Raw genomic sequence first — 13,399 nt, 5'->3', positions numbered from 1 at the left:
CCACTGCACATATGTGCAAGGATCGAGAGCAAGGAGGATCGAATGGCCGCTCCCGGAGCGCAATCTCGCGACGAGAAGCTGATCGCCGCGCTCACCGCCGCGCAGCTCTACTACATGCAGGACAAGACCATGGAGGTCATCGCACAGGAACTGCGCACGTCTCGTTCCTCCGTCTCGCGTCTGCTGAGCTTCGCGAGGGAGAGCGGCCTGGTCGACATCCGCATCAATTCGCCTCTCGAGCGACTCGGGATGCTGGAGCAGCGCATCCGTGACCGACACCACGTCGCCGCCCATGTGGTGCCGATGCCCGAGATCGTCAGCGAGGTCGAGCGACTGGAACGGGTCGCCCTCACGGCCGGACGGTTGCTGTCGCAGTTCGTCGACTCGAACATGATCATCGGGGTCGCCTGGGGCTCGACGATCAGTGCCGTCAGTCGGGGGCTGACCCAGAAGGAGACCCACAACACCACATTCGTGCAGCTCAACGGTGCGGGGAACACCCAGACCAGCGGCGTGGAGTACTCCAGCGACATCCTGCAGCGCTTCGGCAGCGCCTTCGGCGCGCAGGTGCAGCAGTTCCCGGTGCCGGCGTTCTTCGACGATCCCGCGACGCGCGAGGCGATGTGGCGCGAGCGCAGCACCCGCCGGGTGCTGGACCTGCAGGCCAAGATGGACATCGCGGTGTTCAGCCTGGGATCACCGGCCGCCGAGGTCCCGAGCCGGGTCTACGTCGGCGGCTACCTCGGGCGCGAGGACTACCGAAGCCTCCGCGAGGACCACGCCATCGGCGACGTCGCGACCGTGTTCTTCCGGGCGGATGGATCGTGGCGGGACATCCGGGTCAACGCCAGAGCCACCGGGCCCGGGCTCGATCGGCTGCGCCGAGTGCCGCGGCGGGTCTGCGTGGTGTCCGGTATTCCGAAGCTGATCAGCCTGCGGGCGGCGATCGCCGCCGAACTGATCACCGACGTGGTGCTCGACGAAGGACTCGCGCGTCGCCTCGTGGAGGACTGAGACCCGCGGCCCGTCGGCCGGGCTACTCCTCGATCGAGGACTCGGGGCCGGACCGGAACTCCCGGATCAGGTGCTGTACGACGGCACCGAGATCGCCACCCGTCGCGTTGGCGATGACGAGCTGCCGCTCGTAACTGGCGCCGTTCTCGAGCGTCGTGGCGTTGCTGGTGAATTCGCGCAAGCACCCGAGCTCGACGGCGACGGGCGCCAGCTCCTCGAGTGTCTCGGCCAGGTGCTCGCGCACCGGGCGCTGCGTGCCGTCCGCATCCACGATCACTCGTGCATCCAGGCCATAGCGCGCCGCGCGCCACTTGTTCTCCCGGTGGAACCACGCCGGCATCTCGGGCAGCGTGCGCCCCTCGTCGAGCTGGCGCGAGAAGTGCTCGACGAGCACCTGCGTGAGCGCGGTGACGGCGGCGAGCTCCGGGAGCGTCGACATGCCGTCGCAGGCGCGCACCTCGATGGTTCCCCAACGCGGCGCCGGGCGGATGTCCCAGCGCACCTCTGTCGCGTCGGCCATGACGCCGGTGCGCACCATGTCGTCCAGGTACGACTCGTACTCCGACCACTCGCTCAGGGGCCACGGCAACCCGGCCGTGGGGAGTTGCTGGAACACGAGCGCGCGGTTCGAGGCGTACCCCGTGCGTTCGCCGGCCCAATAGGGACTCGATGCCGACAGCGACTGCAGGTGGGGGAGGAAACCGGCGAGGGCGTTGATGATGGGGAAGACCTTGCGCTGGTCCTCGACGCCGATGTGCACGTGGATGCCCCAGATCATCATGTTCCGGCCCCACCACTGCGTGCGCTCGATGAGCTTGTGATACCGGGTCTTGTCTGTGACCTGCTGGTCGTACCACTGCGCGAACGGGTGGCTCCCCGCGGACAGCAGTTCGATCCCGGCCGGATCGGTGGCCGTGCGCACGGCCGCGATCGCGTTGGCGATGTCATCGATGGCGTGAGCGACCGAGTCGCCGATCCCGCTCGTCACCTCGATCGTGTTCGTGAGCAGCTCACCCGTGACCGTATGGCGTTCGCTCTCGCTCTCGGCCTCCAGCGCATCCAGCAGCTCGGGGGCACGTCCGACGAGATCACCGGTCGCGGGATCCGCGAGCATGATCTCCCACTCGATGCCGACGGTGGAGCGGGCCGAGGAGGCGAATTCGAGCTTCACGAGCACAGTCTGACACGCGGGCATCACGACACGGCACCCGCCGTTTCGCCGCGTTTCGCGCCTGGGCTGTGCATCTGGCAGAATAGAAGGTCGGACGACGTGCTCGACCCTCTATCCAGCACACGTCCTCCCTCATCAGAGCTTCCGCCGGGTGTGCACCCCACTCTCCAGGCGATCAGTTCCTTCCTTCCACACAATTCAGGAGAATCGTGGCTGTAAAGATTCGTCTCAAGCGCCTGGGCAAGATCCGTGCGCCGTACTACCGCATCGTCGTCGCCGACTCGAAGACCAAGCGCGACGGTCGCGTGATCGAGGAGATCGGCAAGTACCACCCCACCGAGGAGCCCTCGTTCATCGAGGTCGACTCCGCACGCGCGCAGTACTGGCTCTCCGTCGGTGCGCAGCCGACCGAGCAGGTCGCCGCCATCCTCAAGATCACGGGCGACTGGGGAATCTTCAAGGGCGACAAGGACGCGAAGTCCACCCTCAAGGTCAAGGAGCCCAAGGCTCCCTTCGAGATCGACGCTTCCAAGAAGTCCGTCGTGAAGCCCAAGGTCGAGAAGAAGGCCGAGGCTCCCGCCGAGGCCGCTCCCGCCGCCGACGCGGAGGCCGCTGAGGCTCCCGCCGCCGACGCAGAGTAATCCGTCGTGCTCGCCGCCGCGCTCGAACACATCGTCAAGGGGATCGTCGATCACCCGGAGGATGTCCGCATCAACGAATCCACATCGCCGCGAGGCGATCTCCTCGAGGTGCGCGTGCACCCCGACGACCGTGGACGCGTGATCGGGCGCGGCGGCCGCACCGCGAAGGCCCTTCGCACCCTCATCAGCGCTCTGGCCGACGGTCGTCGGGTCCGCGTCGATGTCGCGGATGACTGACGTGGTGCCGAAAGACCGGAATCAGGGCAAGAACCAGCTTCGAGTGGGGCGCCTCGTCAAGGCCCATGGCCTCAAGGGTGCGCTGAAGCTGGAGCTGTACACCGACAACCCGGCCGGGCGCTTCGTCCCCGGGGCCGAGTTCACGTTGCAGGTGCCGGAGGCATCTCCGTGGCACGGCAAGGACGTCAAGGTCCGCGAATACCGCGTGATGAACGGCAACCCGGTGGTGTTCTTCGACGACGTCGATGATCGCGAGGCGGCCGAGACCCTCGTCAAGGCGATCCTGTGGATCGACCAGGACGACGACGAGGTCGAAGACGACGCCTGGTTCGACCATCAGCTCGTCGGACTCGATGTCGTGCGTGACGACGTCGTCATCGGTCGTGTCGCGCGCGTGGAGCACTTCCCTGCCCAGGACCTTCTCATCGTGAACACTGCTTCGGGCTCAGCGGCCGGGTCCGAGGTCATGGTGCCGTTCGTGTCGGCCATCGTGCCGACCGTCGATGTCGCCAGTGGCCGCGTCATCGTGACCCCGCCGGCCGGGCTCTTCGAGGAGCTTCCTGAAGCGGCGGATGCGGAGACCGCTTCGGATGCCGAGACGGCTTCGGATTCCGAGGACGCGTCGGACGCCGCCGCGTCCGAGTGACCGCTGATACGGTTCCTCCGTGCGCATCGACGTCCTCTCCATCTTCCCGTCGTACTTCGACGGACTGACGCTCTCGTTGCTCGGCAAGGCGCGTGATGCGGGCCTCCTCGAGCTGAACGTGCGGGACCTCCGCGACTGGACCTCGGACCGCCACCGCACCGTCGATGACACTCCATACGGCGGCGGCGCCGGCATGGTCATGAAGCCGGAACCTTGGGGACTGGCTCTCGACGAGCTCGCTGCGCCATCCTCGGAGGCGGATTCCGTGCGTCCCACCATCATCTTCCCGTCGCCCGCCGGGGAGGTCTTCACCCAGGCGACCGCCCGTCAGTTCTCGATGCGCGATCACCTGATCTTCGGATGCGGACGCTACGAAGGCATCGACGAGCGCGTGTTCGAGTACGCCGCCGACCTCGGTGAAGTGCGCCTGATCAGCCTCGGCGATTACGTGCTCAACGGGGGAGAGGTCGCCACGATGGCGATGATCGAGGCCATCGGACGGCTGATCCCCGGAGTCGTCGGCAATCCCGAGAGTCTCGTGGAGGAGTCGCACGAGGACGGGCTCCTCGAGTACCCGTCCTACACGAAGCCATCGAGCTGGCGGGATCGCACGGTCCCCGACGTACTCCTCAGCGGGAACCATGCGGTCATCGCCGCGTGGCGCCGCGATCAGCAGCTCGAGCGCACCCGCCGCCGTCGGCCGGATCTGCTGCCGGACGACCGCGTCGAGCCGTAGGACCCGCGCGTCAGAGCATCCGCTCCGCGCCCCGCTCGATCTCGAACACGACGCCGTGCGGATGCCGGAGCGACAGCGCGCCGGCAGCATCCAGTCCCCGCAGCTCGGCGCGCAGCATCCGTCCGATCATCTCGTGGCTCACCAGCAGGGGCAGTCCGGCTGACGCCCAGCCGCAACTGCTCAGCGCCTTGCGGGCGCGCGCACGCGCCTGCGCATAGCTCTCGCCGCCGGGGAACGACCATCCCCAGCGGTTGGCCGCGCGCTCCTCCCGTGCTCCGGGGTGCTTCTGGTCGATCTCGTCCCAGGTCATGCCCGCGAGATCTCCGTGATGGAGTTCAGCCAACTCGGGCACCTCGATGACGTCGACGCCGATACGACCGGCGATGATCTCGGCCGTGTGGAGAGCTCTGCCCAGCGGGCTGGAGCAGATCGTGCCGATGCCGATCTGTGCGAGGCGGGCAGCCATGGCGTTCGCCTGGGCGATCCCGTCATCGGTCAGGGGGGAGTCCAGCTGTCCCTGGAGCCGGCGCTGGAGATTCCAGGTCGTCTGGCCGTGCCGCACCAGGAGCAGGCGCTCCGGGACGTGACGGTCCTGCGGGATCATGGACTCAGAATGGCACAGGACATGGCGGAACCGTGCGTCGGGCTTCTTGCCGCGCTGATAGCGTCGGATGATGGTCGATCACGCACTCGCACGCTCGTTCGAGAGCATCGGAGAGGACTATGACCTCTACCGGCCGGGCTTTCCCTCGGCTGCTGCGGAGATCATCGTTCCCGAAGTCGTGGGGCGTGCCCTGGACCTCGGGGCGGGCACCGGAAAGTTCACACGACTCCTTCTCCGACGCGCGGACCGCGTGATCGCCGTGGAGCCCTCCGTGCCCATGCTGACGGTGCTCCGAGCGAACCTCCCCTCGGTCGAGGCAGTCGCGGGCACGGCCGAGAACATCTCCGTCGAGGAGGCGTCCGTCGACGTGGTGACAGTGGCGCAGGCGTTCCATTGGTTCGACCGCGAACCGGCGTGCGCCGAGATCGCACGGGTGCTGGTGCCCGGTGGCGCGCTCGGCCTGATCTGGAATCGCGCGAACCCCGCCTGCGCCTGGGACATGGCCTGCCAGCGGATCGCGCATCCCGCGGTGGACGCGACCGACGCCACCGTCGAGAGCGCTGCGGAGGAGCTCCCCGGATTCGAGTTCGTCCGTCATGACGAGGTGGCGTGGACCGAATGGATCTCTCGGGAGCACTACGTGCAGCGCTGGTCCACCGTCAGCAGCTTCCTGGCCGCGGATCAGCCGCGGCGATCCGCCATGCGCGCGGCGATCGATGATGTCCTCGACACGTCCCCCGAGACTCGGGGCAGGACGGACTTCGAGCTCGACCACGTGACCGAAGTGTTCGTCTACCGTCGGGTATGAGGATCTGGTCGCTGCACCCGCGGTACCTCGACCGGCAGGGGCTGATTGCGGGCTGGCGGGAAGCGCTGCTCGCGCAGGCCGTGCTGGCGGGGCGGACGCGCGGCTACGTCGCGCATCCCCAGCTCGAACGCTTTCGCGCGGTCGCCGAGCCGCGAACACTGATCGCCGGGTATCTCTCGTCGCTCGCGGATGAAGCGGACGCACGGGGCTACCGGTTCGACCGGTCGCGCATCGACCGGCCGGGATCGGTCACAGACGACAGGCTCGCGGTCACGACGGGGCAGCTGGCCCTGGAGTGGCAGCATCTGCGCAGTAAGCTCTCGGCGCGCAGTCCTGACGTGCTCGACAGGTGGCGAGACGTGACCGTGCCCGCGCCGCATCCGCTGTTCGTCGTGTCGGAGGGCCCGGTCGCCCCCTGGGAGCGGGTGCTTCCTCCGGCGTGACGAGGGTCGACGACCTCAGTCGACGCCGAGGAACGAGCGATCGGTCAGGATGATCGGACCGCTTTCGGTGATCGCGATCGTGTGCTCGGAGTGGGCACCACGCGAGCCGTCGACGCTGCGCAGGGTCCAGCCGTCGGGATCGGTCACGAGCTCGTCCGTGGTCGCGAGGAACCAGGGTTCCAGCGCGAGCACGAGTCCGGAGCGCAGCGGAAAGCCTCGCCCGGCGCGGCCGTCGTTGGCGACGTGCGGGTCGCCGTGCATCGTGCGGCCGACACCGTGGCCGCCGAAATCCGTGTTGATCGAGTAGCCCTCCCCATGGGCGACCGCGGCGACCGCCGCGGAGATGTCGCCGATGCGGTTCCCGACCACAGACGTCTCGATCGCGGCTGCCAGCGCGCGTTCCGTGGTGTCGATCAGGCGGAGGTCCTCCTCGCGCGGCGTGCCGACGATGAAGGAGACGGCCGAGTCTGCGACCCAGCCGTCGACGGACACGGCGAAGTCGAGGGTCACGAGGTCGCCGTCGCGCAGGGTGTAGTCGTGGGGGAGGCCGTGCAGCACGGCATCGTTCACCGAGGTGCAGATGACCTTCCCGAAGGGACTCGCCCCGAACGAGGGGTGATAGTCGATGTAGCAGGACTCCGCGCCCGCCTTGCGGATCATGTCGTGGGCGCGGCGGTCGATCGAGAGCAGGTTCGTCCCGACCTTGGTCTCGTCCCGCAGGGTGGCCAGCGTCTCGGCCACGAAACGTCCCGCGGCGCGCATCTCGTCGATCTCGGCGGGGGTGCGCAGTTCGATCATCGGGTGTCCTCTCGTCCGTTCCATTCTCCCTGATCGCCGGAGTGCCGCGCTGCCGCGCGCTCACAGCGAACACCGGGGTCTGCGTCATCGCGGCGTCGTACGATCTGACCATGTGGTTGCGTCAGGCGTTCTTCCGGTGGCTGCTTCCGGCTGCCTTCCTGCTGCCCTTGTGGCTGCTGATCGGCTGGGGCGTCTTCCAGGGCGGCTGGTCGATCCTCTGGGTGCTGTTCATCGCCCTGCCCTCCGTGTTCCTCGGGCAGCTGCTCCTCACCCTGCTGACGCGTTCCCGGCCGTCGGTCCGCGTGGAGCGCGCCGTCTCCTGGTGGGACGTCGCAGGATTCTCGCTGTGGCACGGACTCACGATCGCGGTCGGGTTCTTCATCGACGGTGCGTTCGGCTGGTTGCTCACCGCAGCGATCGTCGTCGGGATCGCGCTCATCTGGTTGCAGCTCTGGCAGCTGTGGGACGAGGCGAAGGGGAGCGGCGCGCGCTTGCGCGAGACGATCTCGTGGTCGACGATCCCGGCTGCCGACGAGCAGGCGCCGCCGACCCGCGCACACGAGGTCATCGTCGTCCGCGAGAGCGACGATCACCGCTGACCGGACCGTTTTGGTCGGGGACCGCATCCGTGGCAGAATGGTCCTTTGTGCCGTGACCCGCTCTGCCACAGGGGAGCCCGCGGTCGCGTCAGCGCCGTTCGGCACACTCCCTTTCTTGTTCCTTTGAATACATGCATCCGACCTGTGGCGAGTGCAGAGAGAGACGATCATGCAGATCCTCGACGCTGTCGACGCGGCTTCACTCCGCTCCGACATCCCCGTCTTCAACCCCGGTGACAACGTGAAGGTTCACGTGAACATCACCGAGGGCTCCCGCTCGCGTATCCAGGTGTTCCAGGGCGTCGTCCTCGGCCGCCAGGGCGACGGTGTGCGCGAGACCTTCACGGTCCGCAAGATCAGCTTCCAGGTGGGCGTCGAGCGCACCTTCCCGGTGCACTCGCCGGTGATCGACCACATCGAGGTCGTCACCCGCGGTGACGTGCGCCGCGCAAAGCTCTACTACCTTCGCCAGCTCCGTGGCAAGAAGGCCAAGATCAAGGAGAAGCGCGACCGCTGACGCGCAGCATCTCCACAGCACCCCGGGACACGATGTCCCGGGGTGCTGTGTTCTCTCCCCGGTGTGCGAACCTTGATACGGCCGCGATCTCGGCGGTGAAAGACTGTGAAGGAACCTGATGACCGACTCCTCATCCGCGCCTGCGACCCGACGTCGTCGAGGGTTCCTCATCTTCCTGCGCGACGTGCTGGTGATCGTGGTGATCGCCGCGCTCGTCTCGTTCGTCGTGAAGTCGTTCGTCGTGCGGTCCTTCTACATCCCGTCGGCATCGATGGAGCGCACGCTGCTGGTCAAGGACCGGATCCTCGTCGATGAGCTCACGCCGCGGTGGGCCGCTTACGAGCGCGGTGATGTCGTCGTGTTCAAGGATCCGGGCGGCTGGCTGGATCCGGAGCCGCAGAAGCCCGCGCAGCCTCCCCTCGTGCAGGCTGTCGACTGGGTTCTCAACTTCGTCGGAATCTCGGCGACTGACTCGCAGGACCATCTCGTCAAACGGCTGATCGGCCTCCCCGGCGACCATGTGGTGTGCTGCAACGCCCTGGGGCAGATCACCATCAACGGGGCTCCCATCGACGAGCTCGACTACTTGAATCTCCCCGAGGGAGACACCGCAGCCTCGGACGAGCCGTTCGATGTCGTCGTCCCCGACGAGTCGGTCTGGCTGCTCGGCGACAACCGCGATCGCTCGCGCGACTCCCGGGCGCACCAGGAGCTGCCGAGCGGTGGATTCGTCCCGCTGGGAAACATCGTCGGCAAGGCTTTCCTCACCACATGGCCTCTGGACCGGATGGGTGCGATCGACGGCCATCACCAGAGCTTCAACGGAGTTCCGGACGCGGAATGACCGTCATCACGCCGAGGCTGACCCTGGAACGTCGCCTGCTGGGGGAGTGCGAGCTGCTCATCTCGCTCGACGAGGTCGGCCGCGGGGCCCTTGCCGGTCCGGTCGCCGTGGGGGCCGCCGTCATGGATGCCGCAGGCGCCCGACGACGAGTGCCTGAAGGACTGCGGGACTCGAAGCTGGTCACAGAGAAGCGTCGGCCGGATGTCGCAGCGCGCGCCGCCGCCTGGGTGCAGGCATCGGCCGTGGGCTGGGCGAGTGCTGCGGAGATCGACGAGGTCGGGATCATGCGTGCTCTCGGGCTGGCTGCGTCGCGCGCGGTGCAGGCGGTCGTCGACCAGGGGGCGGGGATCGAGAACGCGCTCATCCTGCTCGACGGCAATCATGATTACGTGTCCAAGGTGCACCCGGTGCCGCTCCGGGTGCGGCCGGTGATCAAGGCCGATCGCGATTGCGCATCGGTGTCGGCGGCATCGGTGATCGCGAAGGTAGCCCGTGACGGGTACATGGCCGAGCTTCACGGAAGCCATCGCGACTATCAGTGGGATCGGAACAAGGGCTACGCGAGCCCGGAGCACCGGGAGGCCATCCGCGCGGTCGGGCTCTCGCCGTTCCACCGCGCGTCCTGGGCGATCACCGACGCTCCGACCCTGTTCTGACGCGCGCGGGGCGCGGGCCTCTGGCCGGATGCCGCGAGGGGCGCTCGGCGACTCTAGGATGGACACATCATGGATGAGGAAGCCTTCGACGACTACGACCGCGAACTAGAGCTGGCTCTGTTCCGGGAGTACCGGGACGTGGTGTCCCAATTCCAGTACGTCGTCGAGACCGAACGCCGGTTCTATCTGGCCAACGAGGTCAATGTCGTCCGCCGGGACACCGAACACGACTTCTACTTCGAGATCTCGATGAGCGACGTGTGGGTGTGGGACATCTACCGCGCTGACCGCTTCGTCAAGGCGGTGCGCGTGCTCACGTTCAAGGACGTGAACGTCGAGGAGCTTCAGCGGCGCGAGTTCGAGCTCCCGCAGGAGCTTTCTCTCGACGGAGAATGACGCTCGCCCAACTCGAGGACCTTCTCGGCGTCGCGCGGAGAGTGTCACCGTCTTCGGGCCTTCTCCACAGCGCGGCCGATCGACGACTTGTCCCGAAAGACTGCGATCATCGCTGATCGACGGCGTCTGGCGTCGTCTCCTCGCACGATGCTGAGGGCATGGCAGCAAAGGATGAACTCGGCAGAGCAGGCGAAGAGCGCGCCGCGCAGCATCTGACGCAGAGCGGCTACGCCGTTCTGGACCGGAACTGGCGCTGTGGTCAGGGTGAGATCGACATCGTCGCCTCGCGTGGACGACACCTCGCGGTGGTCGAGGTGAAGACACGGCGTTCGGTGGCGTTCGGTCATCCCTTCGAGGCGATCGACGAGCGAAAACGGCGGAGATTGTGGGGACTCGCCCGTGCGTGGCAGGCGGCCCATCCCGATCTCGCCCGCGGTCTCGTCGTGCGGATCGAAGCGATCGGCATCGTCGGCACCGACCCGGCGAACGGTACGCTCGAGCATCTCGTGGACATCACGTGAGCACGGCGCGTACCTGGGCGGTCGCGCTCACCGGCGTCGACGGGCATCTCGTCGAGGTCGAGGCCGATCTGTCGAACCAGACGCCCGAATTCAAGATCATCGGTCTGCCGGACAAGTCGCTCGGGGAGGCCGTGCAGCGCGTGCACAACGCCTGCAAGAACGCCGGGCTCGATCTGCCACGACGGCGCCTCACCGTGAACCTGTCACCGGCGAGCCTGCCCAAGCAGGGGGCGGGTTTCGATCTCGGCATCGCCGTATCCGCGCTGGCGGCCGGTGGATCGATCGAACGGCGAGCGATCGCCGGCACCGTCCACATCGGCGAGCTCGGGCTCGATGGTCGGATACGCCCTGTCCCCGGGGTTCTTCCCGCGGTGTTCGCGGCGGCAAAGGCAGGATTCGAGCGCGTCATCGTACCGCGAGGGAATGAGGCGGAGGCAAGGCTGGTGCCGGGTGTCGAGGTGCGCGCGGCGGCGTCGCTCGCGGAGGTCGCCTGCTGGCATGGTGCAGATGTCGAGGTGATGGAGGTGGAGGCTGTCGTGTCGGCGTCATCCGGCTCTCAGAGCGACGACGTGCTCGACCTGTCGGACGTGGTCGGCCAGGAAGAAGCCGTTGACGCGCTCATCGTCGCGGCTGCCGGAGGGCATCACCTGCTTCTCAGCGGACCGCCCGGTGCCGGGAAGACGATGCTGGCTCGGCGGCTGCCGGGGATCCTGCCGCCGCTCACTGAGGAGGAAGCCCTGGAGGTCGCGTCGATCCGGTCGCTCAGTGGTGAACCGGTCACGGCTCTCGATCTGCTGCCCCCGTTGGAATCCCCACATCACAGTGCCTCGGTGGCGGCATTGGTCGGCGGTGGGTCGCGCGCAGCGCGGCCGGGAGCGATCGCCCGTGCACACGGCGGTGTGCTGTTCCTCGATGAGGCCGCGGAGTTCTCGCGTGTCGCCCTGGACGCTCTGCGTCAACCTCTCGAGGCCGGAGTGATCGAGGTGCACCGTGCGGGCTTCACCGCCCGGTTCCCGGCGAGGTTTCAGCTCCTTCTCGCGATGAATCCCTGCCCGTGCGGGAATCACGGAGTCAGAGGAGCCGAGTGCATGTGCCCGCCGATGGCGATCCGCCGCTATGCCACGCGCCTCTCGGGGCCTCTGCGAGATCGCATCGACATCGACCTGCAGGTGAGACGGGTGGCCGCCTCCCGGGCGACCGCCGGGAACCGCGCCGAGGTGACGACGGCGCAGGCGCTCGCGCGTGTCGTGAGCGCTCGGGCACGCGCGGCGCGCCGTTGGGCCCGCACTCCGTGGCATCGCAACGCCGATGTGCCGGGAACCTGGTTGCGGCAGGGCGAACTCCGGCTCCCGCCGACGGTCCGATCGACGCTCGACAGGGCACTCGAGAGAGGAGCCCTGACGCTTCGGGGCTACGACCGGGTACTGCGGCTCGCGTGGACGATGGCCGACCTCGGAGAGATCGAATCGCCGGGTGCCGCCGAGATCGGTCGCGCTCTGCATCTGAAGAGAGGACTGACACCATGATGGACGCGCTTCTCGCCCACGAAGACCTCGTCGAACTGGCCCGCCGGATCCGCGGGGAGCACGACGTGGCCGATGCCGTCGCGCGCGCGGCCTGGACAGTCATCGCGGAGCCGGGTGACGCCGTGGCGGGCACCCTCATCGCCGAGCTCGGGGCCGCCGATGCCCTCGACTTCGCGCTCGGCAACCGGTCTGGACAGGCCTCACCGATGGGAAAGGCGACGGAGCGGGGTGGTCACGCCACACGCCGCGCGATGGCGGAGGGGCGCGCGCGGTGGCGACCTCGCGCCGATCCTCGCGCCGTGCGCGATGCTCTGCGGGGAGCGCTCGACGTGAATGCGACGCTGCTGGTGCCCGGTGATGAGTTCTGGCCGTCGTCGTTCCACGACCTGGAGGCGAACGCGCCGAGCGCACTCTGGGTGCGCGGTCGACCGGAGCTGCTCGTCGCCGAGCCGCGGGTTGCCGTCGTCGGAGCGCGCGCGGCGAGTGGCTACGGCGAGCACGTCGCGGCAGAACTCGCCGGTGACCTCGCAGCCACGGGCGCCGTCATCGTGTCGGGCGGCGCCTACGGTATCGACGGCGCAGCCCATCGTGCCGCGCTCGGTGTGCAAGGGGCCACCATCGCCTTCCTCGCGGGCGGCGTGGACCGCGCCTATCCGGCGCGGGTCATCAGCAGCTTCTGCGGCAGATCGTCGAGGCGGGCGCCGTCGTGAGCGAGCCGCCGTGCGGTGCGGCCCCCACGAAATGGCGATTCCTCGCAAGGAACCGTCTCATCGCAGCGCTGGGACAGGCGACCGTGGTCGTCGAGGCGGGGTGGCGCAGCGGCTCGCTGAACACCGCCGGCCATGCCGCTGCCCTTGGAAGGCCTCTCGGCGCCGTGCCAGGACCGGTGACGTCGGCATCCTCGGCGGGGTGTCATCGGCTGCTGCGCGAATACGACGCCCAGTGCGTGACGTCCGCCGCCGAGGTGCGGGAGATGTGGGGTGTGCTACCCGCTCAGGTGGAGCGCGGAGAAGCGATCGACCCGGATCAGGTCCGCCTGCTCGACGCGCTGAGTTCGCGATCGAGGATCTCGGAGACCGAGCTCGCCCGTCGATCAGGACTCTCACCAGACCGCGTCCGCGAGCTGCTCGGGTTCCTCGACCTGGACGGCAGAGTGGCTCGAGATGAGCGCGGGTGGCATCGCGTCGCGGCAGGGAGCGATTGAGAGCCTGCCCAGGCGCAGCGTTAGCCCCGGCGAGGCGT

At 68.0% G+C, this 13,399-nt stretch carries 19 protein-coding genes; 16 read left to right on the top strand and 3 right to left on the bottom strand.

All coding sequences use genetic code 11. The annotated features are described in order from the left end of the window. Positions 1-42: 42 nt before the first annotated feature. Positions 43-1,014, top strand: coding sequence for a sugar-binding transcriptional regulator (locus tag QFZ21_RS03085; RefSeq protein WP_307374316.1), 972 nt, complete (start codon positions 43-45; stop codon positions 1,012-1,014). A gap of 22 nt (positions 1,015-1,036) precedes the next feature. Here QFZ21_RS03085 and QFZ21_RS03080 read toward each other — a convergent pair whose 3' ends face one another. Then, a complete protein-coding gene (locus QFZ21_RS03080) occupies positions 1,037-2,209 on the bottom strand; it encodes a glutamate--cysteine ligase (RefSeq protein ID WP_373425991.1) in 1,173 nt (390 codons plus the stop codon). A gap of 185 nt (positions 2,210-2,394) precedes the next feature. On the opposite strand from QFZ21_RS03080, the gene rpsP reads away from it, so the two are divergent. The 4 genes from rpsP to trmD are packed head-to-tail and all read left to right on the top strand — an operon-like array spanning position 2,395 to position 4,445. Then, entirely contained in the window at positions 2,395-2,826 is a 432-nt protein-coding gene (rpsP, locus tag QFZ21_RS03075; RefSeq protein ID WP_307374313.1) for a 30S ribosomal protein S16, read from the top strand. A 6-nt stretch (positions 2,827-2,832) separates the two neighbouring features. Continuing rightward, on the top strand, positions 2,833-3,063 hold the full coding sequence (locus tag QFZ21_RS03070) for an RNA-binding protein (RefSeq protein WP_183152609.1): 231 nt from the start codon (positions 2,833-2,835) through the stop codon (positions 3,061-3,063). Then, complete coding sequence (rimM, locus tag QFZ21_RS03065; RefSeq protein ID WP_307374310.1) at positions 3,056-3,709, top strand: ribosome maturation factor RimM; 654 nt, start codon at positions 3,056-3,058, stop codon at positions 3,707-3,709. The genes QFZ21_RS03070 and rimM overlap by 8 nt, the downstream gene beginning before the upstream one ends. 19 nt (positions 3,710-3,728) lie before the next feature. Then, complete coding sequence (gene trmD, locus QFZ21_RS03060) at positions 3,729-4,445, top strand: tRNA (guanosine(37)-N1)-methyltransferase TrmD (protein WP_307374307.1); 717 nt, start codon at positions 3,729-3,731, stop codon at positions 4,443-4,445. A gap of 10 nt (positions 4,446-4,455) precedes the next feature. On the opposite strand, the gene QFZ21_RS03055 is transcribed toward trmD, so the two are convergent. Next, complete coding sequence (locus tag QFZ21_RS03055; RefSeq protein WP_307374305.1) at positions 4,456-5,049, bottom strand: histidine phosphatase family protein; 594 nt, start codon at positions 5,047-5,049, stop codon at positions 4,456-4,458. A 70-nt stretch (positions 5,050-5,119) separates the two neighbouring features. Here QFZ21_RS03055 and QFZ21_RS03050 point away from each other — a divergent pair, with 70 nt between their 5' ends. Further along, positions 5,120-5,857: a class I SAM-dependent methyltransferase gene (locus tag QFZ21_RS03050; RefSeq protein WP_307374303.1), complete on the top strand. Its 738-nt coding sequence runs from the start codon at positions 5,120-5,122 to the stop codon at positions 5,855-5,857. Next, on the top strand, positions 5,854-6,300 hold the full coding sequence (locus QFZ21_RS03045) for a pyrimidine dimer DNA glycosylase/endonuclease V (protein WP_307374301.1): 447 nt from the start codon (positions 5,854-5,856) through the stop codon (positions 6,298-6,300). Before QFZ21_RS03050 ends, QFZ21_RS03045 begins: the two co-directional genes overlap by 4 nt. A gap of 15 nt (positions 6,301-6,315) precedes the next feature. Here the strand turns inward: QFZ21_RS03045 and map are convergent, their stop codons facing one another. Further along, positions 6,316-7,098, bottom strand: a complete 783-nt coding sequence (map, locus tag QFZ21_RS03040) for a type I methionyl aminopeptidase (RefSeq protein WP_307374299.1) — start codon at positions 7,096-7,098, stop codon at positions 6,316-6,318. Between the two features lie 110 nt (positions 7,099-7,208). Between map and QFZ21_RS03035 the strand changes: the two genes are divergently transcribed. From QFZ21_RS03035 to QFZ21_RS02995, 9 genes are all read left to right on the top strand, one after another. Further along, on the top strand, positions 7,209-7,697 hold the full coding sequence (locus QFZ21_RS03035) for an MFS transporter permease (RefSeq protein WP_307374297.1): 489 nt from the start codon (positions 7,209-7,211) through the stop codon (positions 7,695-7,697). A 169-nt stretch (positions 7,698-7,866) separates the two neighbouring features. Beyond that, positions 7,867-8,214 carry a 50S ribosomal protein L19 gene (gene rplS, locus QFZ21_RS03030; RefSeq protein ID WP_120776970.1) on the top strand — a complete coding sequence of 116 codons (348 nt, stop codon included), beginning with the start codon at positions 7,867-7,869 and terminating at the stop codon, positions 8,212-8,214. A gap of 118 nt (positions 8,215-8,332) precedes the next feature. Then, the gene (gene lepB / locus QFZ21_RS03025; RefSeq protein ID WP_307374294.1) at positions 8,333-9,058 is read left to right on the top strand and encodes a signal peptidase I; all 726 of its coding nucleotides are present in this window, start codon (positions 8,333-8,335) and stop codon (positions 9,056-9,058) included. After that, positions 9,055-9,714, top strand: coding sequence for a ribonuclease HII (locus tag QFZ21_RS03020; RefSeq protein ID WP_307374292.1), 660 nt, complete (start codon positions 9,055-9,057; stop codon positions 9,712-9,714). Before lepB ends, QFZ21_RS03020 begins: the two co-directional genes overlap by 4 nt. 69 nt (positions 9,715-9,783) lie before the next feature. Then, complete coding sequence (locus QFZ21_RS03015; protein WP_017204525.1) at positions 9,784-10,110, top strand: DUF2469 family protein; 327 nt, start codon at positions 9,784-9,786, stop codon at positions 10,108-10,110. 158 nt (positions 10,111-10,268) lie between these two features. After that, positions 10,269-10,631, top strand: a complete 363-nt coding sequence (locus QFZ21_RS03010) for a YraN family protein (protein WP_307374284.1) — start codon at positions 10,269-10,271, stop codon at positions 10,629-10,631. Beyond that, entirely contained in the window at positions 10,628-12,157 is a 1,530-nt protein-coding gene (locus QFZ21_RS03005; RefSeq protein ID WP_307374281.1) for a YifB family Mg chelatase-like AAA ATPase, read from the top strand. Before QFZ21_RS03010 ends, QFZ21_RS03005 begins: the two co-directional genes overlap by 4 nt. Continuing rightward, positions 12,154-12,867 (top strand): DNA-processing protein DprA, encoded by a 714-nt coding sequence (locus QFZ21_RS03000; RefSeq protein WP_307374279.1) that lies wholly within the window; start codon positions 12,154-12,156, stop codon positions 12,865-12,867. Before QFZ21_RS03005 ends, QFZ21_RS03000 begins: the two co-directional genes overlap by 4 nt. Then, positions 12,864-13,361, top strand: coding sequence for a DNA-processing protein DprA (locus tag QFZ21_RS02995; RefSeq protein ID WP_307374276.1), 498 nt, complete (start codon positions 12,864-12,866; stop codon positions 13,359-13,361). The genes QFZ21_RS03000 and QFZ21_RS02995 overlap by 4 nt, the downstream gene beginning before the upstream one ends. The last annotated feature ends 38 nt before the right edge of the window (positions 13,362-13,399 follow it).

Origin of the sequence: Microbacterium sp. W4I20, assembly GCF_030816505.1 — a bacterium.
Classification (GTDB): Bacteria; Actinomycetota; Actinomycetes; order Actinomycetales; family Microbacteriaceae; genus Microbacterium.
Note: the sequence above shows the minus strand (reverse complement) of the source record. Positions and strands in the feature narration are given on the sequence as shown.